Raw genomic sequence first — 20,463 nt, forward strand, 5'->3', positions numbered from 1 at the left:
CCCTCACCTTCCGAAAAGGGAACGACCGTAGTCTTCAGCGGCTCTGGCTCTGATAGTGACGGTACGGTTGTGGCCTACCATTGGGAATCATCGTTTGATGGGGATTTAAGCACGGAAGCGAACTTCAGCAGCAACAATTTGTCTCTTGGACACCACACAATCACCTTCCGGGTGCAGGACAATGATGGGGATTGGAGCAGTGATTCTGAATGGGGGCTGTGGATTTACGCAGTGCCGGTAGCAATTGCCGGAGATGATGTATCGACCACGCCCACCGTCCCAGTCCAGTTCAACGGCCAGGGGACCGACGAGGACGGCACCATAGCAAAGTACGAGTGGGACTTCGATGGCAACGGGGTTTACGACTGGTCATCAACCGAGAACGGCCGGGAACTCAACATCTACAACAACGTGGGCGTTTACACAGCGATGCTGCGGGTCACCGACAACGACGGCTTCACCGATACAGATACGGTAGTCATCACGGTGACGGAGAAGATAATTCAGATTGATGACGAAGGCAATGTTACTGTCACGGACGCCGGAGAGGATGAGGAAGGCATCCCCGCGCCGTCGCGGGCCGCCTCCGTCGCCGCCATGGCCGTCATCGCGCTGCGCCGCCGGCGCTGAAGGCGCTATCTCGTCCATTGTAGCACCTGCAAGAATTCCAAGGGGGGAGGGGTGTTTTCGTGCGGTTCTGGCAAAATACAGGGCAATAGGGGGTAAGGTCCCCAAATAATATTAAAAAATATTGTGTTAGCCGATGTACCGTGGTGATTCCGACCGCGCCTCGGAGGGCGCCTGGTCGCGCATCAGGCGCAGCTGCGCCTCGAGTTCCTCCGCTTCTTTCAGCAGCGGCTCCGGGTCAAGCTTGATGGCGAGCAGTAGCTCGTCCAGTGCCGCGATAACGCGGGCTGCCGCACGGGCGTCGGGCAAGTCTTCCTTGACCTCGGCCAGCAGGCTCAGTACGTCGATTCCGCGCCGTTTGCCCTCGTTGAGCATCACTCCCGAAACGCCGCCGATGGTGCCGAACTTGAACGGGTTGACGCCCGCATCGCCAATCCAGCCACGTGCGGCCTCGGTCGAGCCGACGCCGTAGACTTCGTCGGGGACAGCGTCACCATCGGCAGCGTGGAATCCCTCGGCTGAAACCAGCCGGGTGCAGCCCTTGTCGAGCATCCAGTCAAAAAGCGCGGTGACCAGCGGCTTGGTCAGCTGCGCCGGCGGCGAGAATTCGCTGACGCAGACCACCAGCTGGTTGCAGGTGCCGTCGCGGCAGCTCTGCTCTCCGGCGTAGAGCCGTACGGGGTTGTGCGGAACGCCATCCTTGACTACGGAAACTGCGGGAAAATGGGAGCTCTCGATGACGCCAATCTGCTCAAGGCCCTGGGAGTTGATGAGGTGGTTGGCAGCAATCGTGCCGACCAGTCCTACACCGGGAAAGCCGTCGATAACGGTCGCGCCTTTCAAGTCCTTTTCTACAAGTTCGTGGATTTCAACCTGGGGACTCATAGAAGGTCGTCCAGGTCCTCATCATCTTCGAGGTCGGGTAGCTCCTCGTCGTCGCTGAGCAGGTCACCCAGCTCGTCGTCAAGGTCGCTCTCCTCGAACTCTTCCTCAAGGTCGAACTCCTCGTCGTCCTCACCGCCCTCGCCAAGATGCAGCTCGGTCCAGAGTGTGAAGCCGTCAATGTCGTTGCGCTTCGCGTAGCGATGTGCGTCGCTGACAGTGCGGAAGCGGCCAATGACTGCGTCACCGTCGTCCGCTCCACCGGGAAGCATGACGTAACGCTTCTTGCTTACGATGTCGCCCATCAGCAGGCGGACTGCCTCGAGTACTTCCGGATTGTCTACAGCTTCGGACATATTTCGCTCCGGCCGTCGACCCGGTCGTCGTTATAAATACTTATCCACGCGTTTTGTAGCGGTTTAACTGCCTGCCGTGCCCCCCGCTGCCAGCAGCCGCCAGAACGGCCGCAGCCGCTGCTTTGCCCGCTCCCTCTGGTCGCGGGCTTCGCGGCGCGGCTTGGCGGCAACCCTGCCCGTGGCAGGCTCGCCGCAGCCGCTAAAAGGGTGCATGCGGTTGAAGCGGCGATGGCGGAACGACTTGCAACGGTATTGCGCGGCGTGGCCGAGTGCGTTACCCTGCCTGAGCTGGAGGCGCTGCTGGAAGCGAAGGCGCAGCCGAAGGCCTACGTCGGCTTCGAGCCGTCGGGGTTGCTGCACGCGGGGTCGCTGGTGCCGATGCTCAAGGTGCGCGACCTGATTGCTGCCGGCTTTCGCGTTACCGTCCTGCTCGCCGACTGGCACGGCTACATCAACAACAAGCTCGGCAGCGACTGGGACGCGCTGCGCGCCGGGGTCGAGTACCAGCGGCAGATGTTTGGCGCGTTCGCCCCCGGCGCCGAGTTCCAGACCGCGAGCGAGCTGGTGCGCAGCGACGGCTACTGGGAGCGGGTGCTACGCGTTGCCAAGGCGACTTCGCTGAAGCGCATGCGGCGTGCGGTCTCGATTATGGGGCGCAGCGAAGACGAAGCCGACTCTGACACGAGCATGTTCTTCTATCCTGCCATGCAGGCGACCGATATCTACGCGCTCAAAGCCGACCTCGCGCTGGGCGGGATGGACCAGCGGCACGCGCACATGCTGGCGCGCGACGCCGCCGAGAAGCTGCGGCTGCCGAAGATTGTTGCGCTGCACACGCCGTTGCTCGGCTCGCTCTCGGGGCCGGGCCGCATGGACGCCGACAGCAAGATGTCGAAGTCCGACCCGAGCGGCGCGCTGCTGGTGCACGACAGCGCGAAGCAGTTGCAGAAGAAGCTCTCGAAGGCGTTCTGCCCGCCCGAGCGCAAGGGCAACCCCGTGCTGGATATCTGGGAGCACCTGCTCGCCCCCGCGCTGGACGGCGTCACGATTGACCGCCCCGAGAAGTTCGGCGGTCCCGTGGAGTTCGCCGACTACAGCGCGCTCGAAGCGGCGTGCGCCGGCGGCGAGCTGCACCCGCTCGACCTGAAGAACGGCACCGCCGCCGCGCTTGACCGGCTTTTCGAACCAATGCGCGCCGCAGTCGCGGCCGAGCCCGGCCCGTTCAAGGCGCTAACCGCTGCACTCGCCGATTGAAGGCGGCGGACGCCGCTCCGCCGACGGCAGGTCGCCTTGCGGGGGAATCGCCGCGGTGACCGCGGCGACCCACTCGCGCAGCGGCCGCAGCTCGGCACCGCGCCACGCGTCGGGCAGCGCCGCCGCGAGTTGCGGGAGCTGGCGCATCAGCCGTTGCGCGGCGCGCAGGTTGCCGGTTTCCAGGTGCACCGCCAGCGCATCGGCCTGCGCGAGCGCCTGCGCGATGTCCTTGTCGGCGCGATTGCCCAGCTCGAGCCATAAATCCTCGAAGAGTTCGTGCGCCTCGTGGTAGTCGCGGGCGTTGTGGTGGCGCAGCGCGGCGCGCCACAATTCGTCGTCGCTCATCCCCAGCGGTGCCACGCCGGATGACCTTCCCGCACGGCGACGAACAGCCCACGTCCAGTGGCGCACGTTTCCCCGTCGGCCTTGAGTTCGAGCATCACCTCGGCGCGGTCGTCCTCGAGCGCCAGCACGCGGCTGCGCACCTCCAGCGCGGGGCCGAACGGTGTCGGCCGCCGCAGCTTCACCTCGTACTGCGCGGTGACAGTGCAGAGCGGCTGCTCCAGCCCGAGCCGGTCCATGATGGCGATGGCGGCGGTCCAGTTGCCGTGGCAGTCGAGCAGCGCGCCGATGATGCCGCCATTGATGACGCCGGGAAACGCCTGGTGCTGCGCCTGCGGCTGGAACGCCATGCGGAGCCCCTCCCCCTCGCGGAACGACTTGATGCGGAGCCCATCCTCGTTGGCAGGGCCGCAGCCGAAGCAAATGCTGTCCGGCGCGTAGCTGTCCTGCACGGCTTCGGTCATGGTCAACATACCCTCATATTATAATTCATCTCGTATTTTATGTTTGAAGGGTCGGCAAACTCATCCTTGAATAACGAGGTAAAATGTTCGACCGCTGGTTCGAATTTGATGGTCTCATTGGCAAAAGTTTCTTTCGTCATATTTTCCAGTTCTTCTAAGGAATCAGCCACGAAAGTGTCGTCCGTACTATCATAACTGAACAATAAGACTCTCATGTGTGCTGACTCACCCCTTATCATTCCATATGCAACAATATGAGTTGTATTATTGCTGTCAATCATATCAAATTCTAAAGAAGAGTCATAGATTGTTGCATTGAATTCTTCTGACGAATTTCCATCACCAAAAAAATAATCACGCATTTTCGTATCATTATATTCCATATTTTCAAAAAAAAGATTAGCAGTCACTCCTTCATAGTAATAAGTTGGCGGGCAATCAAAATCTATCTGGTCCATGGAGTCAATGCATCCCGAAAATGCCCCAAGCATCATGACCGCAGTCAGAACTGCAACGCCGATTTTCCCCCAGTCATCTATCACCATCGAACTGATTTTGGTCATCTGTGTAATTAAGTTTCCTCTGCCGTCAGCTCCCCCAGTGTGCGCTCGATGAGCGACACTGCGTCACCCAGCGTCGTCGCATCAAAGGCGAAGCGGCCGCCCGCTGCGGCGTAGAGCTCCGGCAGAGTCACCGTCGCGCCTAGCGCGAGCGCGCGGCGGTAGTCGGCGACCGCCTGTTGCTGGTCACGCAGCGCGTTAGACCAGACTTGCACCGCGCCGAGCTGCGCCATGCCGTATTCGACGTAGTAGAATGGCACGTGGTAAAGGTGCAGTTTGTTGTGCCAGCCGGTCGCGACGTAATCCTCGAAGCCGCTCCAATCAAGGTGTGGATGGAACCGCAGCCACAAATCGAGCCACGCAGCGTCGCACTCCGCCGGCTGCGCCGCCGCCTGCGGGTGGGTGTAGGCCCAGTGCTGGAAGCCGTCGACGACCGCCATGTAGGGCCAGAAGAGCAGCGACCGCTCCAGATGCTCGCCGCGAGCGCGCGCCGCCTCTTCTTCGGAATAGAAGCCGCCGTCGCGCTCCGCAAGGTAGGGCGCCGCCAGCAGCTCCATCGCCATCGACGCCACCTCGGCGAACTCCATTCCGACTTCGCGCTGCATCGCATACGGCAGCGCGGCGGACTCGAAGACGTGGAACGCGTGTCCCCCTTCGTGGAGCAGCGTCTGCACGTCGCCGTGGACCCCGACGGCGTTCATGAAGATGAACGGCAGCCGCTGTCGGTGGTATTCGGTACAGTAGCCGCCCGGCGCCTTCCCCTTGCGGTTGTCAAGGTCCAGAAGACCGCCGTCGCACATGGTGCGGAACCGCGCGCCGAGTTCGGGCGCGACCGCCTCGAAGATGCGCTCGCAGCCCGCCTCAAGCTCGTCAACGTCGCCAAAGGGCGCTAATGGCCCGCGGCCGTGCGGGTCGACCGCCAGGTCCCACGGCCGCAAATCGCCCACGCCCAGCGCCTCGCGCCGCAGCGCGAGCCGCTTCCCGGCGGCCGGCAGCGCCACCGCGGCAATCGCCTCGTGGAATTCAAGGCAGTCCTCGGGCGAATAGTCGAAGCGCTGCAGCGCCTTCCAGCAGAATTCGCGGAAATCTTCACAGTCGGCGTTGGCGGCAATCTGGCAGCGCAGCTCGAGCAGCTCCTGCCAGATGGTGCTGATGGCGTCGCGGTCCCGCAGGCGACGTTCCGTCACCAGCCGCCAGACAGCCTCGCGGCGGTCGCGGTCCTGTTCGAGCATCACCGGCTGTAGCTGCGCCAGCGTTTTTTCCTCGCCGTCCCACTCGACCGACTGCGCGCCGATGATTTCGTCGTAGCGGTTGGCGAGCTTCTTCGACGCGGTGAAGAGCGGCAAATTCGCCTCGCGGTAGAGCTCCGCCTCGCTGCGCATCGCGCGCAGCGGGATGGCAAAGCCGTCCGGCTCGAGTCTCGACGCGAGCAGGTGCTGCTTCAGCCGCTGCTCGGCCGCCTGCGCCGGCTCGCCCACCTCTTTCAGGAAGGTGTGGTAGGCGTCGCGAGCCTCCGTATCTGTGGTGTCGACCGTCGTCGCGATGTGCATCCGCGTGCCGACTTCCGAGAGCAGTTCGACCAGGTCCGACCACTGCTGTAGCCAGTCGCCGACGGACGCCGCGTCCAGTTCGGCGCTCGCGAGCGCTTCGTAGTGCGGCGCGTAGTCGTCCCAGCCCCAGTCAAGCAGCTCGGCGCTAGTGGCTGGCAGCGACATGGCGGGCCAGCTGCCGCGGCTATTTGAGCCGTGCGCGGGGCAAGTAGTGGTAGCGATACCAGAGCGCGGCGACCGCCACCCCGCCGACCGCGTCGATGAGGAAGTGTTGCTTGACCAGGAAGGTCGAGACTGTCAGCACGCTCGCGCCAAGCGCCATCCAGCGGCCGAGCCGCGGGTCGTGCTGCCACACCACCAGCGCGGCGAGGGTCGCGAGCGAGACGTGCAGGCTGGGGAAGGTGTTGAAGGGCGGGTCAATCGTCCAGAGCAGCTCGAACAGCGGCGTTAGCGCGCCGGGCACAAGCCCGGCGCGCGACATCTTCATCGGCGCGATGAGGAAGACGGCGAACGACGAAACGATGACCCCTATGTAGGTCCAGAAGCCGGTGCGGATTTTCGCCTCGGAGAGCACGAACGCTGGCACCGCGACCATCGGCAGCAGCGGCAGGTAGAGCAGGATGGCGGCCGGGACGAACGGAATGCTCTCGTCGAGTGCTGACCACGGCTCCAGGTAGTTGTGCCCGAGCGTGTCAGCACGCCACACCGTCAGGTGGTTGATGAGAGCGTAGCCGGTATACTCGAAAATGAGCAGCGCCCCGAGCACCTGCAGCCGCAGTTGCATCCCGCTGCGCGACGCCAGTAAGCGCTCGACAGGGTTCATGCGACCGGCAGGGACCGCGGGTTTAAGCGCTGGCGGCGACTCCTACGCACATGGGCCGCACATCAATCCCTGTCGTCAACCTGCGCGACGCCGGCACGCCAGAGTTCACCGCCGGGGTCGGCGACGCGCTGCGCCGCTGGGACGCCGAGCGCGACGGCCCGCCCACCGAGGCGAAGTTGCGCGCGCTGCTCGAGGCGCGCGGCTACGCGGTCGCGCGCTACGCCTACCCGCCGGGCACCCGCTTCCCGCCGCACACGCACGGCGTGGCGAAGATTGACGCGGTGCTTGAGGGGGTTTTCCGCATGGGAATGCACGGCCGCTTCGTCGATTTGGGGCCGGGCGACTGGCTCGAAGTCCCGGCCGGCGCCGAGCACTCGGCCGAGGTCGTCGGCGACGCGACGGTCGTGTCGCTGGACGCGGTCAGACGCTAGTGCGCGTGCATATCGTTGCCGCAGCACATTGGCGACTTGATGCGACCGCAGCCGGCCGGGCATTCCGACGTGGCGACGACGGTGCCGTCGTCCTTGGTCACGCTGCCGGGCACCAGATCGGCACCGCAGCCGCCGCAGGTCAGGCCGCTGACCGACATGCCGCAATCGTGGCAGTGATAGTTGGTCATGCAGGCACCACCGCCGGGTGGGGTTTAGGTGTTTCTCGGGCGGCGCAGCGCGATGACGGCCACGGCGGCGGCCAGCGACGGCGCGGGGATGCAGAAGATAGAACCAAATCGTATATATATCCCGAGACATTCAGACAAAAATGGTTTTGAATATCCGGACTTCCAGCCTTCTGGCGACGTTGTTGTTTGCAGCGGTTATTTTTCTGGCCTCAAATGCAGAAGCTGATGGGCCAGGCGAGGCCTTCCTGCCGCTTGGATTTTACGGCGGGTTGTCTCCGAATGAGGAGTCCGGCTGGGTAAATTTCACATACACGGAAGACAGTTCTGGAGACTATTACTGCACGGTCACCAATACAACTGCTGAATATGACATTGAAGATTATGCGTATTATCTATTGGACAGTACGGGCACGACCAGTGAATTTGGTGAGATTGCAATGCAGAATCTCTCCGGCAACGTGGTCGGGGTCGACGTCAGCTACGACGCCACATGTGGCGACAGCTGCGACGCAGACCTGCAGACGCGCTCGGACGCGGTCGATGCGGATGACGGAGCACTCTACGCCGTCACCTTCAACGACAACGACCGGGACGGCAAGCTGTCAGCTGGTGACAAGTTCACCGCACGCGGCAATGGCCACTCTTCCAACGGCCCCGCTGAAGACGAATGGTCACTCGAAGTCAAATTCGATAACACCGGCGACGTAATCGGCAGCAAGCGACTAGGTTAGATTCGTCTAACTGGTCCAACGGAGGGCGGGGGCTCACAGCTCCCCCGCCCCACCCCTTTTTTCCAGAGCGCAAGCTCTCGGCAGTCCTATAACTGAAATCCTGCCAGCAGCAGCGCTCCCACCAGCAACGGCTGGTGCAGCAGGTAAATCGGCAGCGTGCGTCGCCCCGCCCACAATAGCGGCGCGGGCCACTCGCGCGCCAGCAGCGGCTGCCCTTCGGCGTAGGCGCGGCTGCTCGCCCAGAAGGCGAGCAGGAAAACCCCGAGCCACGGCTTGAGCGGAAAGTAGTCCACCGTCATGAAATCGTAAGCGCGCAGCCCGAGCCATTCGCCGCCCGGCAGCGCCAGCCACGGCAGCAGCAAACAGGCTGCGCCGAGCGGCAGCGCCAGCCGCTCGCGCCCGCGCAGCGACAGCGCCACAAGGCCGGCCAGCGCCAGCAGATGCAGCACGCCGAAACGCACGAAGGCGTGCGGCAGCGCCAGCCAGGTGACGAGTGTGATGCCATAGGCGATGCCGGCCAGCTTCAGGGAGCGGCGCAGCGCCTGGCGGGGGTCGCCCGTGCGGCTGGCCAGAAACGCCGCGACGCCCGCCACGGCAACGAACAGCCCCCCCGTCAGGCGCGAAAACCACCACCAGCCGCTGCCTGCGGCCACTTCCATAGCGTCGAAGAAATCCAGGTCGCTGACGAAATTGGAGAGCAGCATCATCCCCAGCGCGACTCCACGCAGCGCGTCGAGCTCGTCGAGACGACGGCTCATGCGTCGAACTCGCGCCGTCCCAGCAGGTGCCGCAGCGCCTGCTCGAGTTCCGGCAGGCGCCAGCGGTAGCCGCGCGCGGCAAGTCGCTCCGACGAGGCGCGTACGCTGGCGAGCAGCAGCGAGCGCCCCATCTCGCCCATCGCGCCGCCGACGACGAAGCGCGGCAGCGGAATCACCGCGGGCCGCCGCAGCACCCGGCCAACGGTCGCGGCGAAGTCGCGCTGCCGGACCGCCCCGGCGACGACGTTGTGCGGCCCGCGCAGCCGCTGGTCGCAGAGCGCGTGGTGGATTGCACCAATCGCGTCGTCGAGCGCGACCCACGACCACCACTGCTGGCCGCCGCCGATGGAGCCGCCCGCGAGCGGCGCGAAGGGGAGCGGGAGCATCCGCGGCAGCGCACCGCCTTGCGGGGAGAGCACGATGCCGAAGCGCAGGTTGACGACGCGGATGCCGGCCGCCAGCGCCGGTTCGCACGCCGCCTCCCAGTCGCGCACCACTTCGGCGAAGAAGTCGTCGCCCGGCGGCTCGTCCTCGGTGAGCGGCTCGTCGCCGCGGTCGCCGTACCAGCCGATGGCCGACGCGCAGATGAGCGTGCGCGGCGGGACGACCATCGCCGCAAGGTGCTCCGCCAGCAAGCGTGTCCCGGCGATGCGGCTCTCGCGGATTGCCCTGCGCTTGGCGGGCGACCAGCGCAGCAGCGCACCGACGTTTTCGCCCGCAAGGTGGACGACCGCGTCATGGCCCTCCAAGGGGCCGATGTAGTGGCGTGTCGGGGACCACTCGATTTCGCCCGCGTGCGGGGCGCGTCGCACCATGCGGCTCACCGCATGGCCACCCGCAGTCAGGAACGGCGCCAGCGCCGAGCCAATCAGCCCGCTGGCGCCGGTAATCGCGACGCGCAGTCGCCCCGGAAACCGGGAGTGCGCCTCGACGTCGTGGCGCGTGACGTGGTGGCGGTAGCCGAAGAGTTGCGCGACGCGCTGCTCGACGCCGCCGACAGCGCGGCCGAGCGCGCCGAAGGGCGCCTCGTATTCGACGCGGTCGCGCAGCAGCGACCGCCCTTCGCGCAGCGGCTCGAACAGGTGGGTGTGCTCCCAGTGGCGAAACGGCCCGCGCTCCATCGTGTCGACGAACTGCCGCTGGCGGACGTAGCCGTGGTGCCGCGCGACCCACTTGCGGCGGAAAGGAGCGCGAACGCGCAGCTCGACTGTCCCGGATTGCAGGTCGCCTTCGCGGCGTAGCACCGTCACGGGGTCGAACGGCGGCACCAGCCGCTCAAAAGCACCGGGCCGTTCTTGCCAGCCGAAAAGCTGCTCAACCGGCGCTGCGATTTCGGTCTCGCGCTCGAAGAGCTCCACGCCTGCCGAAGGACAGCACGCCATAAGTGGCGCGGCCGGCGACCTTAAGCCGTGCAAGGCTTCGGACTGCGTGGCGCGTCGTCGCGAACATATGCCATCCGCCTGCCGCACGTTGATACGGCGTTCGCGACAGGGGGCTCCGCTGGAAGCGCTGGTCGAGCAGGCACACGCTCTCGAGCCATACTACTGCGCACTGGCGCTGGTCGAGCTCTCGGGTCGCGACGATATCGCGCAAGTGCGGGCGCAGGAGTTCGCGAGAGAAGCGCTGGCTTGCGCCGAGCGTGTCGAGCAGGAATGGCGCCACGCCGAACTGGTCGGCGAACTGGCGAAGCAGCTCGCCGACTGGCGCTCTGCGGGGGACCGCCCGCCGGTGCTGCGCGCGCTGGTGGGGCATTTGCGAACGCTGCATGGCGAGACGCTGGTGACCGTACTCAAGGCCGCCGCGCCGCGGCTGCCCCCCCAGTTTCAGCACGACCTGCTCGAGCTGGCGCTCGCCAACGCCGAGCAGGAAGTCGCGTCCGCCAAGCCGGTGCTGCGGGCGTGGGCGGGCGACTTGCAGCCGGCACCGGTGATGGCGCATCTCTCGCGCCTGCCCCGCAATCAGGCGGTGCGGCTGCTGGGCTACCTCCATTTGCAACTGCGCCGCAGCGAACGCGCCATTTCGCCGACCGCGCTCGAGCAGGCGCTGGCGCTGGAGCCGAACGCGAGCGGGTTGCGCTACCTCGTGTCGGTCACTGCGAAGGACGAGCTTGAGTCGCTGGTCGCTGCCGCGCGGCAGCGACCATCCGACGAAGCGGCGCGGCTGCTCGGAACGCTCGCTGGCGCAGCGCATCGGCTGGGCGACCGCGACACCGCGAAGGCGTGGCTGGCTGAAGGGGGCGAACTGGCTGCCAGCATCGACGATGCCACGACCCGGCAGCGAGTGCTTGAGACGCTCGCGCGCGGGAAGGAGCGGCTGGGCGGCAAGGTCGCGAAAGCCAGGCCTGCGGCGGCCGTCAAGCTGCCGACCCTGAAGGGGGAGCATGTGCTCGGCCTCTGGAACGGCTACCGCGGCGGCCTCAAGCCACCGCACTTGCGAGCGCTCGCGCGGGCAGGGGCGCTCTGCGCCGGTTTCGGACTCGACCTGGCGCTGGTCGATTTCCCCCAAACCGAGCTGCCGCGGCTGGCGCAGCGGGTCGCGCGCGAGTCGCGCGCCGACGGCGGCGAATGGTTCGCGGCGCTCGTCGGTGCCGACCGCGTGAAGCTGTTCGACGGCGTCCCGGGAAAGTGGGCCGGAACGCTGGTCGCGACGACTCCCCAGCCGGGCAAGCCGGAACCGCCCGTGCCGTTCGAAGGCCGCCTCTGCCTGATGCTGGGAGTCGGCCCGCAGGGATTGCCGGGCAAGCTGCTCAAAGCGGCCAAGTTCCACCTTGAGTTGACAGGCTACGGCGTCGAGCTGGAAACCGCGACCGCGATGGGTGTGATTGCGGAGCGGCTGGCGCAATACTGAACTAAAATCCGGTTCTCTTGAATTTGCGATCGAGCTCGGCGGGAGTGATAGTCATCACCGTCGGGCGGCCGTGGACGCACGCGTAGGGATTGGGGATGGACGCCATCTCGCGAATCACGAACTCCATCTGCGCCAGCGTCAGCCGGTCGCCAGCGCGCAGCGCCGAATGGCACGCGATGGAGTAAAGCAGCCGCTCGTGCCGCTCCTGCGCCGACTTCATGCCGCCCGACTCGACGATTTCCTGCAGCGCTTCGCGCACGCGCTGCGGGCCGCCACCGGCGAGCAGCGCCGGGACCGAGCGGACGACGAAGCTGCTAGCGCCGAAGCGCTCGATGGCGAAGCCCAGTTCTCCGAGCTCGGGCAGCAGCTGCTCCAGCGCCGAACCCTCAGCGCGCGAGAGCTCCAGGCTGAGCGGCTCGAGCAGCTCCTGCGTGCCAACGCGCTGATATTGCGACTGGAGCCGCAGTCGCTCGTACATCACCCGTTCGTGCGCGGCGTGGAAGTCGATTATGTAGACGCCGTCCGGGCCTTTAGCTATTATATATCGGTCGTCGAGAAGTTCGAGCGGTCGCATCCCCGGCAAACTGCTCGCCGGTAGTGGCTGGTCAGGCTGCGCGACCGCCAGCTGCGCCTGCACTCCGCTCGCGGAAGTCGGCGCTGCGCCAGCCGGTGCGGCTGCGGTCGCAGCCGCGCCATGCGGCAGCGCGGGAGTGGGCTCGCCCAGCTCCAGATGCGGTACCAGCGCCTGCTCCTGTAGCACCCGTTCGACCACTTCGCGCAGCGTCGAGCAGACCGCATCCTCGCGCGCCAGCCGCACCACCCGCTTGGCAGGGTGGACGTTGGCGTCCACCTCGTCGGGCGGCAGCGTCAGGAACAGCGCCCCGACGGGAAAATGGCCTTCGTGCAGCAGGTTGCCGTAGGCGGCGCGGGTCGCATACGCCAGCGAGCGCGCCTGCACCGGCCGGCCGTTGACGTGCAGGAACAGCTTCTGCGGCGACCGCAGTGTAATGGCAGGCTTGGCGAGCATCCCTGCAATCGAGAGTGCTGGCGATTCGAAATCCACTTCGACCAGCTCGCGCGCCGTCTCGCGCCCCAGCAGCATCCCGATGCGCTCGCGCAGGTCGCCTTGCGGGGCGTCGATGAGCGTCCGGTCGCCATGGACCAGTTCGAAACCGACTTCGGCGCGGGCGATGGCGAGCACCGTCACGGCGCGCATGATGTGCCGCAGCTCGGTCGCCGGCCGCTTCAGGTGCTTGGCACGCGCCGGCAGCGCATGGAACAGCTCCGCTACCTCGACCGTCGTCCCGGTCGGCGCGGCGATATCCTCGACCGCCTCGACGCGGTTGTCTTCGACCAGTACCCGCGTCCCGTTATCCGCATCGGGCTCGCAGGTTGTCAGCCGCACACGGGCGACGGCAGCGATGGACGCCAGTGCCTCGCCGCGGAAGCCGGCGGTCGCCGCTTCGAGCAGGTCGTCGAAATCGCGGATTTTGGACGTCGCGTGCTTCTGGAACGCCAGCAGCGCGTCGCCGCGCTCCATCCCGCAGCCGTCGTCGCGGACGCTCACCAGCGCAACGCCGCCCTCCTCGACGCGCACCGCGATGCGGGTCGCGCCGGCATCGAGCGCGTTCTCGACCAGTTCCTTGACAACTGACGCCGGCCGCTCGATGACCTCGCCGGCGGCGATGCGGTTTACAGTATGCTCGTCCAGCAGCCGGATGCGCCCCATCGGAGACGCGCAGCCGCGAGCGGTTAATCAGCCTGACCTTGGATTCAGGTGCCGTTTTTCCCGGGCGTCAGGTCGCGCAGCAGGTTGCTGAACGCCTGCACCAGCGAGATGCCGTAGCGGCTCGAGACGACATGCGCTATGCCGAAATAGGCCAGCACCGCCGCGCCCGACAGCAGCGCGCTCTCGGGAATCAGCCCGATTTCGCCGAACTCGTACATCGCCTTCGAGACCAGGAAGGCGGCGAAAAGCAGCAGCAGCACGGTCGAGCCGTCGAACAGCAGCCGCAGGTCAATCTTGCGCGTCGACGAGAAAATCAGCCAGCCAAGCCCGCACGCCAGCACGATGCCGACCAGCGCGCCAACGCGGGCGTCGACGGTCTGCGTCCCGGCACCGAGAAAGATTACTGTCTCGACCCCCTCGCGCCAGACCGAAACGAAGGCGAGCAGCCCCATCCCGAAGGCTTCGCGGCGCTCGATGGCCGCCTCCGCCTTGCGCTCGAGCATGCGGCGCGTGTCGTGGCCGAAGATGTGCAGCACCACCGTCGTAATCAGCGCCGCCGCGAACAGGTATAGAATACCCTCGAAGAGCTCCTCGTTATACTTCGAGAACTCGCCCGCGAGCAGGAAAAACGCCTGCCAGGTCACGATGGACGCGACGAGCGCCGCCGCGACGCCCGCCCAGACCCAGCGCACCATCGCGCCGCGGTCGGTGCGCTGCAACAGCGCGACCAGAATGCCGATAATCAGCGCGGCTTCGAGCGCCTCGCGGAAGCCGATTACGCCCCCCGCAGCCAGTTCATCAAGGTTGGATAACATGGATTTCGGGCGACCTAAAAAACGGCCCTATTTAATATTTAGGGCGACCTAAAAAATCGCGTTGCGAGCGATGGACTTATGGCCCGCGCGCGGCTGCCGCACCATGCCCGGCGCCCTCTACCTGCTGCTGAGCGGTCCCGCCGACGCGGTCCGCGCGCTGGAGCTGCTGCGGCTGGCGGAATCGCAGGCCGGCAGCGGCGACCACGGCGTCGCCGTGCTGCTACAGGGCGACGCGGTTGCGTGGCTGGCCGGGAGCGATGATGACGAAGCGGCCGGCGCGGTGCTGGCAGACGAATCGCTCACGGAAGCGCAGGCGGCGTTGCAGGTCATCGGCGAGCTGGGCGGCGCGGTCTTCGCCTGCTCGCATTCGCTCGCCGAGCGCGGCATCGTGCCGGCGCTGAAGGTGCGCGAAGCGCTCGCGCCGCAGCGCGTCTCGCAAGCCATCGCGCGCGGCTGGCAGGTCATCTCCGGGTGACGCGCCGCGCCAGCGCGCTGGCACGGCGCAAAAGCGTTTAACAGCCCCCTGAAGTGGCGCGCTTACCGCGGTCCCGAAGGCCGCTAATGGAGTGAATTATATGGGCAACGCAATCGAAGTAACAGACGACACGTTCGAGTCAACTATCGCCGACAACAAGCTGGTGCTGGTCGACTTCTGGGCACCCTGGTGCGGCCCCTGCCGCATGGTGGCGCCGGTGCTGGACGAAATCTCCGGCGAGCACGGCGACAAGGTGACCATCGCCAAGGTGAACACCGACGAGAACCAGGCGGTCGCGTCAAAGCACGGCATCATGTCCATCCCGACCATGATGCTCTTCAAGAACGGGGAGAAAATCGACCAGATGGTCGGCGCGCTGCCCAAGCCGCAGATTATGGCGAAGCTCGAGCCGCATTTCTAGGCTCAAAACGTCGCGCACGTTCAGCCGGCAACGACCCGTACTTCGTCGCGCTCCAGTTCGGCCCGCAGCTCCGTCGCGTCGGCAGCCGAGAGCCGGCAGCGCAACGCGAACACTTCGTACATGCCTTCGATACCGCACGCCTCGACCGCCACCGCACCGCCGCCCGCCGGTATGAGCGTGACGTTGACCAGCCCGTCGAGCGGGATGCCGCCGGTAGGTGCCCGCCCCGCGAACTGGTCGAGCAGCTCGCGCGCAGTCGGCGTCCCGCCGTCGAGCACCAGTACGTCGCCGTAGAGCATCAGCCAGCGCCCGCGATGGCCGACCACCGGCCACGCGCGCGAAGCCGGCAGCGGCGGCCGCTCCGCCTGCGGCACCCCCGCCCAGCGGCCGGTCTCCTCGCTCCAGTCGTCAGCCTCGGCGGCCGCAACGCCGGCAGCGCCCGCCGCACCGCCCTCCCCCGGCGCGCTGCCGGGCGGAATCGCCAGCAGCGCGACCGCGGGCGCCCAGCGGTTGCCGTCCCAGAAGTGCGCCGCGTGCGACAGCGCGCCGCTCTCCAGGTCGGCGCGCAGCCGCGACACCGGCATCGGCCCGAAGGTCGCGTCGCCGACCCGCACGGGGTATTCGAGCTCGCTCACGCCGGTGCTGGTGGGTTACTATCGTAGCGGTCGCCGTCGGTCCAGATGGTCTGGTGCCAGTATGTGTCGTCGAAGTTAGTGTTAGTAACAGTCGCTGACGTGAAGTCGGCGAATTTCAGGTCCGCACCGTACAGGTCGGCACCCGTCAGGTTTGCATGCATTAGGTGGGCACCCGTCAGGTCCGCATAAGACAGGTCGGCATCCGTCAGGTCCGCACTGGACAGGCTGGCATCCGTCAGGTCCGCAGACCCCAGGTCGGCATCCGTCAGGTCCGCACTGTACAGGTTGGCATCCGTCAGGTCCGCCCACCACAGGTTGGCATCCGTCAGGTCCGCAGACACCAGGTAGGCATCCGTCAGGTCCGCACTGTACAGGTTGGCATCCGTCAGGTCCGCATACACCAGGTTGGCATCCGTCAGGTCCGCATACCACAGGTGGGCATCCGTCAGGTCCGCATCCTCCAGGTTGGCACCCGTCAGGTCCGCAAATCGCAGGTCGGCACCCGTCAGGTCCGCATCGTACAGGTCGGCATCCGTCAGGTCCGCAGACCCCAGGTAGGCACCCGTCAGGTCCGCATACCGCAGGTCGGCATCCGTCAGGTCCGCATACTGCAGGTAGGCGTTGGAGAAGTTCGTGGAACTATTACCCTCGATGTTCATCAGCAGGCTCTCGTTCAGTCTCGCCCCGGAAAGGTTAGCACCCTCCAGATTGGCGCTGCGCAGGACGATACCGGTGAGGTCCATCCCGCTCAGGTCCGCGCCGCTCAGGTCTGCGTCGGCGCAGTTGCCGAACGGCACCAGCTGGCAACTCGTCGCGTTCTCGAGTTCCGCTTCGAGCGCGGCGATGTCGGCGGCGTGCTGGTCGAGTATCTGGTTGATATTCGTGACCGCAATCTCGAGTGTCGTAACTGCTGCCTCAGCGGCGGCGAGCCGGAGCTCGACCGCAGCGAGGTTGGCGGCGACCGCGCTGATGTTCGCCTCGACCGCCTCCATCAGCAGCAGGTCGGCATCGAGGATGTCGATGATGGCATCGATTTCAGCCTGCAATTCGGCGATTTGCGTGTCGGTGGTGTTGTCAGCGCTCTCGTTCTCGAGCGCATCGACGCGCGCGTCGAGCGCTTCGATGAGCGCCAAGTCGGCGTCGAGGATGTCGGAGATTGCCCCGAGTTCGGCGTTCAGCGTGGCGATGTCGGCGTCGTTGCTCGCGACGGTCGACTCGACGTTATTGATGTCGGATTGCAGCGAGCTGCTGAAGAACACGTTCAGCAGCAGCACGACTGCCAGTCCTCCGGCGACGAGCGCCGTCTGGGTGGGATTGCCTGCGTCCATGCCGCACGCACTTTTCCCGGGCTATATCAGTATGCGCGCAGGTCCGCCGCTTTCATGATTTCGCGCATGAAGCTGGTGGCGTAGGTGCCCTTGTCGAGCGCGAAACGGAACTCCGGCACGGCGCCATCCATGCGCCACTCCAGGGCTTGGGCCGTAGCGTGGATGGGGCGCCGCAGTCCGTCGGAGGCGAGCCGCGGCGCCTCCGGCAGCGCGTAGCGCTCGCGAGCGATGCCGCTCTCCGCAACCACTTGCCGCTCGATATCGCCTTGCGGGCCGTCGGCGAACGGCGCCGCGAGGCCGGGGAGCAGCGCGGTGACCCACGCCTTGCCTTCGGCGCAGCGCTTCGTGAGCTTGGGCTGGTTGCGCGCGGTGACCGCAATCGGCGCGCGCTGGTCGGGGCCGCCGTGCCGGTCGGCCGGCAGTACGATGTCGCCCGCCTGCGGCACGTCGAGCGGCAACCGCTGCGCAAGCCGCTGCGCAACCATCTCGTTGAACAGGGCGGCCTGCGCGGCGTGGATGAACATCTGCTGCAGGTTCGGCGGCAGCCGCTGTAGCGCCCCCTGCCAGTCGTCGGGCTGGCGCAGCAGGTGGCCGACTAGCTGCCGCTCGAAGAGCAGCGACCCCGGCAGCGCCTCGAGCGTCCCCGCCGGGTCACCGGTTTCGCGGTAGTGAGCGCGCGCCGCCTCGGCCGCGGCGCGCGCTTCGCTCGCGTCGGCCGCTTCCGTCGCTGGCGCACCGATGTAGGTCTCGACCGCGCGCTGCCAGTTGCCCTGCAACAGCGCCTCGCCGACCCGGTGCGTGACGGGGCGCGACGCGCCGAAGCGCTGGACGCCGAAGTAGTTGGGGAAGCGCCCCGCCAGCTCCGCCAGAATCGCGGGAACGCGTTTCTCCGGCTCGACCGCATCGGCGACGCGGATGCAGAAGCGGTTGCCGCGCAGCTGCCCCAGCCGCAGCGGTTTCGGCGTGCGGTGCAGCGGCTCGAGCGTGACGCCCGGCAGCGTGACCGCGGCGAGCGCCCCGGGGCTGGCGCGCACGCTCATCAGCTGCGTCGTGACGGCGCGCTTGTCCTTGGTGCCGGCAAAGCCCAGGGCGTGGGGCCGGATGCCGAGCGCACGGGCGAGGTCGCGCAGCAGCAGGTTGGTCTCGCAGTTGCGCGCCGTAACGCGCACGACCGTATGGCGACCATCGGATGCCTCGGGTGGCAGCAGCTCGCGCTCAATGACCGCAAAATCCTCGGGGGTCGCGCGCAGCCGGCCGGCTATCCCGTCAGCGCTGGAGAAGTATGGCTCGCGTCCCGGCTCCGGGAGGCTCATGCCTCTTTGGCGAGCTGGTCCTGGATAGCGGCGATGTCGGCGAGGACGGATTCCATCGCACGGTCGATGGCTGCCTTCGGGGCGCCTTTCTTGGTCCGGACGTAGAAACGGGGGTCGTCCAGCAGGATGTGCCCCATGTAGTAGGAAGCGTAGTCCACCTGCGGGTCTGCCAGCGTGCGATTGAGCAGTGGCCCCAGCAGCGTCTCGTTGGCGCCGTGGACCTTGATTTCCAGCTCGTTTTTCGACTTGCTGACCTGCGTGACTTCCATCGTGCCTCTTACCGGCACAATCGCCGGGGTGGCGCGGACCTGCCTGCCGTTTATAAGGATTGCACCGCAGCGACCTGCTCGTCGAGCGGTGCGTCGGTGCGAATGCCGAGCGGGTGGAAGATGCTCGACGATGCAAACCAGCCGCGTTCCCGCAAGGCGACCACGATGCGTTCGCGGGCGGGCGTCTCCCCCTCGCCGGCCGCGCGCGCCATCTCGTTCATGTCCCACAGCCCCGGCGGCCCCGGCAGCTCCGCGCGCAGTGTCGCCAGCATGCGTTCCAGCCGGCGGCGACGAGCCGCCGCCGGCTGGCCCGGCAACTCTGCCTCGTCGGGGAACGCTTCCGGGTCGCCCAGCGCGCCGGCCCAGAGCGGCCCCGCACGGCCACGCGCCGGCTCGTCGTGCAGCACCATCTCGCGCGAGAGCCAGCGCAGCGGCGACGATTCGCCCGGCGCCAGCCGCACCCACGCCCGCAGGTGGTGGCCTTCGGCGTAGCAGAGCAGCGGCGTGATGGCGCACCCCGCCGCGGCCGCTTCGCGCGCGATGGCGCCGAGCAGGATGCGCAGGCCGACTTCCTTGGCGGCGACCCCCGCCAGCGGTAGCGCCCCGTAGCGCCGCTCGCACGCCGTCGGCTGCGCGCCGCACAGGACCGCAGTGTCAGTCGCCGCCACACCGAGGATGCCGCCGTCGGCGACCGCCCGCACGGCGACGGGGAGGAAGCGTGCCGGCGTCCCGAAGGGGTCGATGTCGAGCGCGCCGAATTCGCGCCCCTCCAGCACTTCGAGCAGGTCGCCCTCGTACACCTGCGCCGCGAGCGAATTGCGCGCCAGATTGGCGCGAATCGCCTCCGCGGCAAGCGGCGAGCAGTCGCAGAACTCAACGCTGGCGCCAACCTCGGCCATCAACCGCAGCCCGCGCACGCCCGATGCCGCCAGGCCGTCGAGCGTTACCCCGGCCGGCGCCAGCTTACGCCAGAGCGCTACGTGCAGGTCGCGTGCGAACGCCATGGCGGGATTGTAGAATACGCCGCCCGCCTTTCCCGGTCCGGAACCGGGGCCTGAGACTTCGGCCTCGAACTCAACCGCCCCTTCGCGGTGGAGCTTCACACCATTCCGGTCTTGAGGATGCGCACCGCTTTCGACGGCAGCAGGCCGGAGTTGATGCGCGTCACCTCAAGCGTGCGCAGGTCGTCCCGCTTGCGGATGGACTGTAGCAGCGGGTTGCGCGACCGCTTGTGCATCGTAATCAGCATCGGCTTGCCGCACTCGAGCGCGTCGTCCAGCGCCTCGGCAAATTCCTTCGACTCCGAAACCAGCTTGCCGACTTCGTCGATGAGAATCAGGTCGTTCTCCTCGATAGCGCGCAGCACCGAGCCGGCGGCGATGCGCTTGACCGTGTCGAGCCGGATGCCGAGCGGCGTCGCCTCCGGGGTGCGTCCCGGCACGCGCGGCTTGACGTCCCAGCGCACCGAGGCAGCCAGCTCCTCTTCGCCGGTAATGTAGTCGCGCAGCATGATGCCAATCATCACGCCATCTTCCTCGACAGCGTGGGTAGTGAAGCCGCCAATGCTGAAGCGATCGCTCACCATCCCGGCGATTTTCAGTACCATCCCGGTCTTGCCGGTGCCCGGCTGTCCTGAAATAGCAAGTTTGACTGGAATCATGTGGA

25 protein-coding genes are annotated in these 20,463 nt (G+C 66.6%); 7 read left to right on the top strand and 18 right to left on the bottom strand.

What is annotated here, in order from left to right; translation table 11 throughout:
- A partial coding sequence (locus QGG57_02945; protein ID MDP7007129.1) for a PKD domain-containing protein occupies window positions 1-630 on the top strand: 630 nt, incomplete at its 5' end.
- 126 nt (window positions 631-756) lie between these two features.
- Here the strand turns inward: QGG57_02945 and QGG57_02950 are convergent.
- Entirely contained in the window at window positions 757-1,512 is a 756-nt protein-coding gene (locus QGG57_02950) for a PAC2 family protein (GenBank protein ID MDP7007130.1), read from the bottom strand.
- Window positions 1,509-1,865 carry a hypothetical protein gene (locus QGG57_02955; protein ID MDP7007131.1) on the bottom strand — a complete coding sequence of 119 codons (357 nt, stop codon included), beginning with the start codon at window positions 1,863-1,865 and terminating at the stop codon, window positions 1,509-1,511. Before QGG57_02955 ends, QGG57_02950 begins: the two co-directional genes overlap by 4 nt.
- 228 nt (window positions 1,866-2,093) lie before the next feature.
- Between QGG57_02955 and QGG57_02960 the strand changes: the two genes are divergently transcribed.
- Window positions 2,094-3,119 (top strand): tyrosine--tRNA ligase, encoded by a 1,026-nt coding sequence (locus QGG57_02960; protein ID MDP7007132.1) that lies wholly within the window; start codon window positions 2,094-2,096, stop codon window positions 3,117-3,119.
- Here the strand turns inward: QGG57_02960 and QGG57_02965 are convergent.
- The 5 genes from QGG57_02965 to QGG57_02985 are packed head-to-tail and all read right to left on the bottom strand — an operon-like array spanning window position 3,096 to window position 6,858.
- Complete coding sequence (locus tag QGG57_02965) at window positions 3,096-3,464, bottom strand: DUF309 domain-containing protein (protein ID MDP7007133.1); 369 nt, start codon at window positions 3,462-3,464, stop codon at window positions 3,096-3,098. The genes QGG57_02960 and QGG57_02965 overlap by 24 nt on opposite strands.
- Window positions 3,461-3,925, bottom strand: a complete 465-nt coding sequence (locus QGG57_02970; protein MDP7007134.1) for a PaaI family thioesterase — start codon at window positions 3,923-3,925, stop codon at window positions 3,461-3,463. Before QGG57_02970 ends, QGG57_02965 begins: the two co-directional genes overlap by 4 nt.
- Before the next feature lie 2 nt (window positions 3,926-3,927).
- The gene (locus tag QGG57_02975) at window positions 3,928-4,467 is read right to left on the bottom strand and encodes a hypothetical protein (protein MDP7007135.1); all 540 of its coding nucleotides are present in this window, start codon (window positions 4,465-4,467) and stop codon (window positions 3,928-3,930) included.
- Between the two features lie 29 nt (window positions 4,468-4,496).
- Window positions 4,497-6,200, bottom strand: a complete 1,704-nt coding sequence (locus QGG57_02980; protein ID MDP7007136.1) for a M3 family oligoendopeptidase — start codon at window positions 6,198-6,200, stop codon at window positions 4,497-4,499.
- Window positions 6,201-6,219: 19 nt separating this feature from the next.
- Window positions 6,220-6,858 carry a phosphatase PAP2 family protein gene (locus QGG57_02985; protein ID MDP7007137.1) on the bottom strand — a complete coding sequence of 213 codons (639 nt, stop codon included), beginning with the start codon at window positions 6,856-6,858 and terminating at the stop codon, window positions 6,220-6,222.
- A 50-nt stretch (window positions 6,859-6,908) separates the two neighbouring features.
- Here QGG57_02985 and QGG57_02990 point away from each other — a divergent pair, with 50 nt between their 5' ends.
- Entirely contained in the window at window positions 6,909-7,289 is a 381-nt protein-coding gene (locus QGG57_02990; protein ID MDP7007138.1) for a cupin domain-containing protein, read from the top strand.
- On the opposite strand, the gene QGG57_02995 is transcribed toward QGG57_02990, so the two are convergent.
- Window positions 7,286-7,477, bottom strand: coding sequence for a hypothetical protein (locus tag QGG57_02995; GenBank protein ID MDP7007139.1), 192 nt, complete (start codon window positions 7,475-7,477; stop codon window positions 7,286-7,288). The two genes, QGG57_02990 and QGG57_02995, sit on opposite strands and share 4 nt — an antisense overlap.
- 140 nt (window positions 7,478-7,617) lie before the next feature.
- On the opposite strand from QGG57_02995, the gene QGG57_03000 reads away from it, so the two are divergent.
- The gene (locus QGG57_03000) at window positions 7,618-8,208 is read left to right on the top strand and encodes a hypothetical protein (protein MDP7007140.1); all 591 of its coding nucleotides are present in this window, start codon (window positions 7,618-7,620) and stop codon (window positions 8,206-8,208) included.
- Window positions 8,209-8,294: 86 nt separating this feature from the next.
- Here QGG57_03000 and QGG57_03005 read toward each other — a convergent pair whose 3' ends face one another.
- Window positions 8,295-8,966, bottom strand: a complete 672-nt coding sequence (locus QGG57_03005) for a heparan-alpha-glucosaminide N-acetyltransferase (protein ID MDP7007141.1) — start codon at window positions 8,964-8,966, stop codon at window positions 8,295-8,297.
- Window positions 8,963-10,324 (bottom strand): TIGR01777 family oxidoreductase, encoded by a 1,362-nt coding sequence (locus QGG57_03010; GenBank protein MDP7007142.1) that lies wholly within the window; start codon window positions 10,322-10,324, stop codon window positions 8,963-8,965. Before QGG57_03010 ends, QGG57_03005 begins: the two co-directional genes overlap by 4 nt.
- Window positions 10,325-10,394: 70 nt before the next feature.
- Here QGG57_03010 and QGG57_03015 point away from each other — a divergent pair, with 70 nt between their 5' ends.
- Entirely contained in the window at window positions 10,395-11,813 is a 1,419-nt protein-coding gene (locus QGG57_03015) for a DUF531 family protein (protein MDP7007143.1), read from the top strand.
- Window position 11,814: 1 nt separating this feature from the next.
- Here QGG57_03015 and mutL read toward each other — a convergent pair whose 3' ends face one another.
- Both mutL and QGG57_03025 read right to left on the bottom strand, forming a co-directional pair.
- On the bottom strand, window positions 11,815-13,542 hold the full coding sequence (gene mutL / locus QGG57_03020; GenBank protein MDP7007144.1) for a DNA mismatch repair endonuclease MutL: 1,728 nt from the start codon (window positions 13,540-13,542) through the stop codon (window positions 11,815-11,817).
- 44 nt (window positions 13,543-13,586) lie between these two features.
- Window positions 13,587-14,357, bottom strand: coding sequence for an FTR1 family protein (locus QGG57_03025; GenBank protein MDP7007145.1), 771 nt, complete (start codon window positions 14,355-14,357; stop codon window positions 13,587-13,589).
- A 103-nt stretch (window positions 14,358-14,460) separates the two neighbouring features.
- On the opposite strand from QGG57_03025, the gene QGG57_03030 reads away from it, so the two are divergent.
- Window positions 14,461-14,832 carry a DsrE family protein gene (locus QGG57_03030; GenBank protein ID MDP7007146.1) on the top strand — a complete coding sequence of 124 codons (372 nt, stop codon included), beginning with the start codon at window positions 14,461-14,463 and terminating at the stop codon, window positions 14,830-14,832.
- 100 nt (window positions 14,833-14,932) lie between these two features.
- Window positions 14,933-15,253, top strand: coding sequence for a thioredoxin (gene trxA / locus QGG57_03035; GenBank protein MDP7007147.1), 321 nt, complete (start codon window positions 14,933-14,935; stop codon window positions 15,251-15,253).
- A gap of 20 nt (window positions 15,254-15,273) precedes the next feature.
- Here trxA and QGG57_03040 read toward each other — a convergent pair whose 3' ends face one another.
- From QGG57_03040 to QGG57_03065, 6 genes are read right to left on the bottom strand one after another with little or no spacing between them, the layout of a single operon-like run.
- Window positions 15,274-15,888 (bottom strand): hypothetical protein, encoded by a 615-nt coding sequence (locus tag QGG57_03040; protein ID MDP7007148.1) that lies wholly within the window; start codon window positions 15,886-15,888, stop codon window positions 15,274-15,276.
- Window positions 15,885-17,216, bottom strand: a complete 1,332-nt coding sequence (locus QGG57_03045) for a pentapeptide repeat-containing protein (protein MDP7007149.1) — start codon at window positions 17,214-17,216, stop codon at window positions 15,885-15,887. The genes QGG57_03040 and QGG57_03045 overlap by 4 nt, the downstream gene beginning before the upstream one ends.
- A 26-nt stretch (window positions 17,217-17,242) precedes the next feature.
- Window positions 17,243-18,529, bottom strand: coding sequence for a tRNA pseudouridine(13) synthase TruD (gene truD / locus QGG57_03050; GenBank protein ID MDP7007150.1), 1,287 nt, complete (start codon window positions 18,527-18,529; stop codon window positions 17,243-17,245).
- Window positions 18,526-18,798, bottom strand: coding sequence for a DNA-directed RNA polymerase subunit L (locus QGG57_03055; protein MDP7007151.1), 273 nt, complete (start codon window positions 18,796-18,798; stop codon window positions 18,526-18,528). Before QGG57_03055 ends, truD begins: the two co-directional genes overlap by 4 nt.
- A 50-nt stretch (window positions 18,799-18,848) precedes the next feature.
- Window positions 18,849-19,901, bottom strand: coding sequence for a hypothetical protein (locus QGG57_03060; GenBank protein ID MDP7007152.1), 1,053 nt, complete (start codon window positions 19,899-19,901; stop codon window positions 18,849-18,851).
- Window positions 19,898-20,458: a nucleoside-triphosphatase gene (locus tag QGG57_03065; GenBank protein ID MDP7007153.1), complete on the bottom strand. Its 561-nt coding sequence runs from the start codon at window positions 20,456-20,458 to the stop codon at window positions 19,898-19,900. The genes QGG57_03060 and QGG57_03065 overlap by 4 nt, the downstream gene beginning before the upstream one ends.
- Window positions 20,459-20,463 lie beyond the last annotated feature (5 nt).

Source organism: Candidatus Poseidoniia archaeon (assembly GCA_030748895.1).
In the GTDB taxonomy this organism is placed as follows: Archaea; Thermoplasmatota; Poseidoniia; order MGIII; family CG-Epi1; genus UBA8886.

Excerpts from the sequence above, each read along its gene's own strand:
- QGG57_03000 (MDP7007140.1), top strand. The coding sequence starts at position 7,618 with ATGGTTTTGAATATCCGGACTTCCAGCCTTCTGGCGACGTTGTTGTTT.
- QGG57_03045 (MDP7007149.1), bottom strand. The coding sequence starts at position 17,216 with ATGGACGCAGGCAATCCCACCCAGACGGCGCTCGTCGCCGGAGGACTG.
- QGG57_03030 (MDP7007146.1), top strand. The coding sequence starts at position 14,461 with ATGCCCGGCGCCCTCTACCTGCTGCTGAGCGGTCCCGCCGACGCGGTC.
- QGG57_02995 (MDP7007139.1), bottom strand. The coding sequence starts at position 7,477 with ATGACCAACTATCACTGCCACGATTGCGGCATGTCGGTCAGCGGCCTG.
- QGG57_02950 (MDP7007130.1), bottom strand. The coding sequence starts at position 1,512 with ATGAGTCCCCAGGTTGAAATCCACGAACTTGTAGAAAAGGACTTGAAA.
- QGG57_03065 (MDP7007153.1), bottom strand. The coding sequence starts at position 20,458 with ATGATTCCAGTCAAACTTGCTATTTCAGGACAGCCGGGCACCGGCAAG.
- QGG57_03005 (MDP7007141.1), bottom strand. The coding sequence starts at position 8,966 with ATGAGCCGTCGTCTCGACGAGCTCGACGCGCTGCGTGGAGTCGCGCTG.
- trxA (MDP7007147.1), top strand. The coding sequence starts at position 14,933 with ATGGGCAACGCAATCGAAGTAACAGACGACACGTTCGAGTCAACTATC.
- QGG57_03055 (MDP7007151.1), bottom strand. The coding sequence starts at position 18,798 with ATGGAAGTCACGCAGGTCAGCAAGTCGAAAAACGAGCTGGAAATCAAG.
- QGG57_02985 (MDP7007137.1), bottom strand. The coding sequence starts at position 6,858 with ATGAACCCTGTCGAGCGCTTACTGGCGTCGCGCAGCGGGATGCAACTG.
- truD (MDP7007150.1), bottom strand. The coding sequence starts at position 18,529 with ATGAGCCTCCCGGAGCCGGGACGCGAGCCATACTTCTCCAGCGCTGAC.
- QGG57_02990 (MDP7007138.1), top strand. The coding sequence starts at position 6,909 with ATGGGCCGCACATCAATCCCTGTCGTCAACCTGCGCGACGCCGGCACG.
- QGG57_02965 (MDP7007133.1), bottom strand. The coding sequence starts at position 3,464 with ATGAGCGACGACGAATTGTGGCGCGCCGCGCTGCGCCACCACAACGCC.
- QGG57_02970 (MDP7007134.1), bottom strand. The coding sequence starts at position 3,925 with ATGACCGAAGCCGTGCAGGACAGCTACGCGCCGGACAGCATTTGCTTC.
- QGG57_02955 (MDP7007131.1), bottom strand. The coding sequence starts at position 1,865 with ATGTCCGAAGCTGTAGACAATCCGGAAGTACTCGAGGCAGTCCGCCTG.
- QGG57_03025 (MDP7007145.1), bottom strand. The coding sequence starts at position 14,357 with ATGTTATCCAACCTTGATGAACTGGCTGCGGGGGGCGTAATCGGCTTC.
- mutL (MDP7007144.1), bottom strand. The coding sequence starts at position 13,542 with ATGGGGCGCATCCGGCTGCTGGACGAGCATACTGTAAACCGCATCGCC.
- QGG57_02980 (MDP7007136.1), bottom strand. The coding sequence starts at position 6,200 with ATGTCGCTGCCAGCCACTAGCGCCGAGCTGCTTGACTGGGGCTGGGAC.
- QGG57_02960 (MDP7007132.1), top strand. The coding sequence starts at position 2,094 with ATGGCGGAACGACTTGCAACGGTATTGCGCGGCGTGGCCGAGTGCGTT.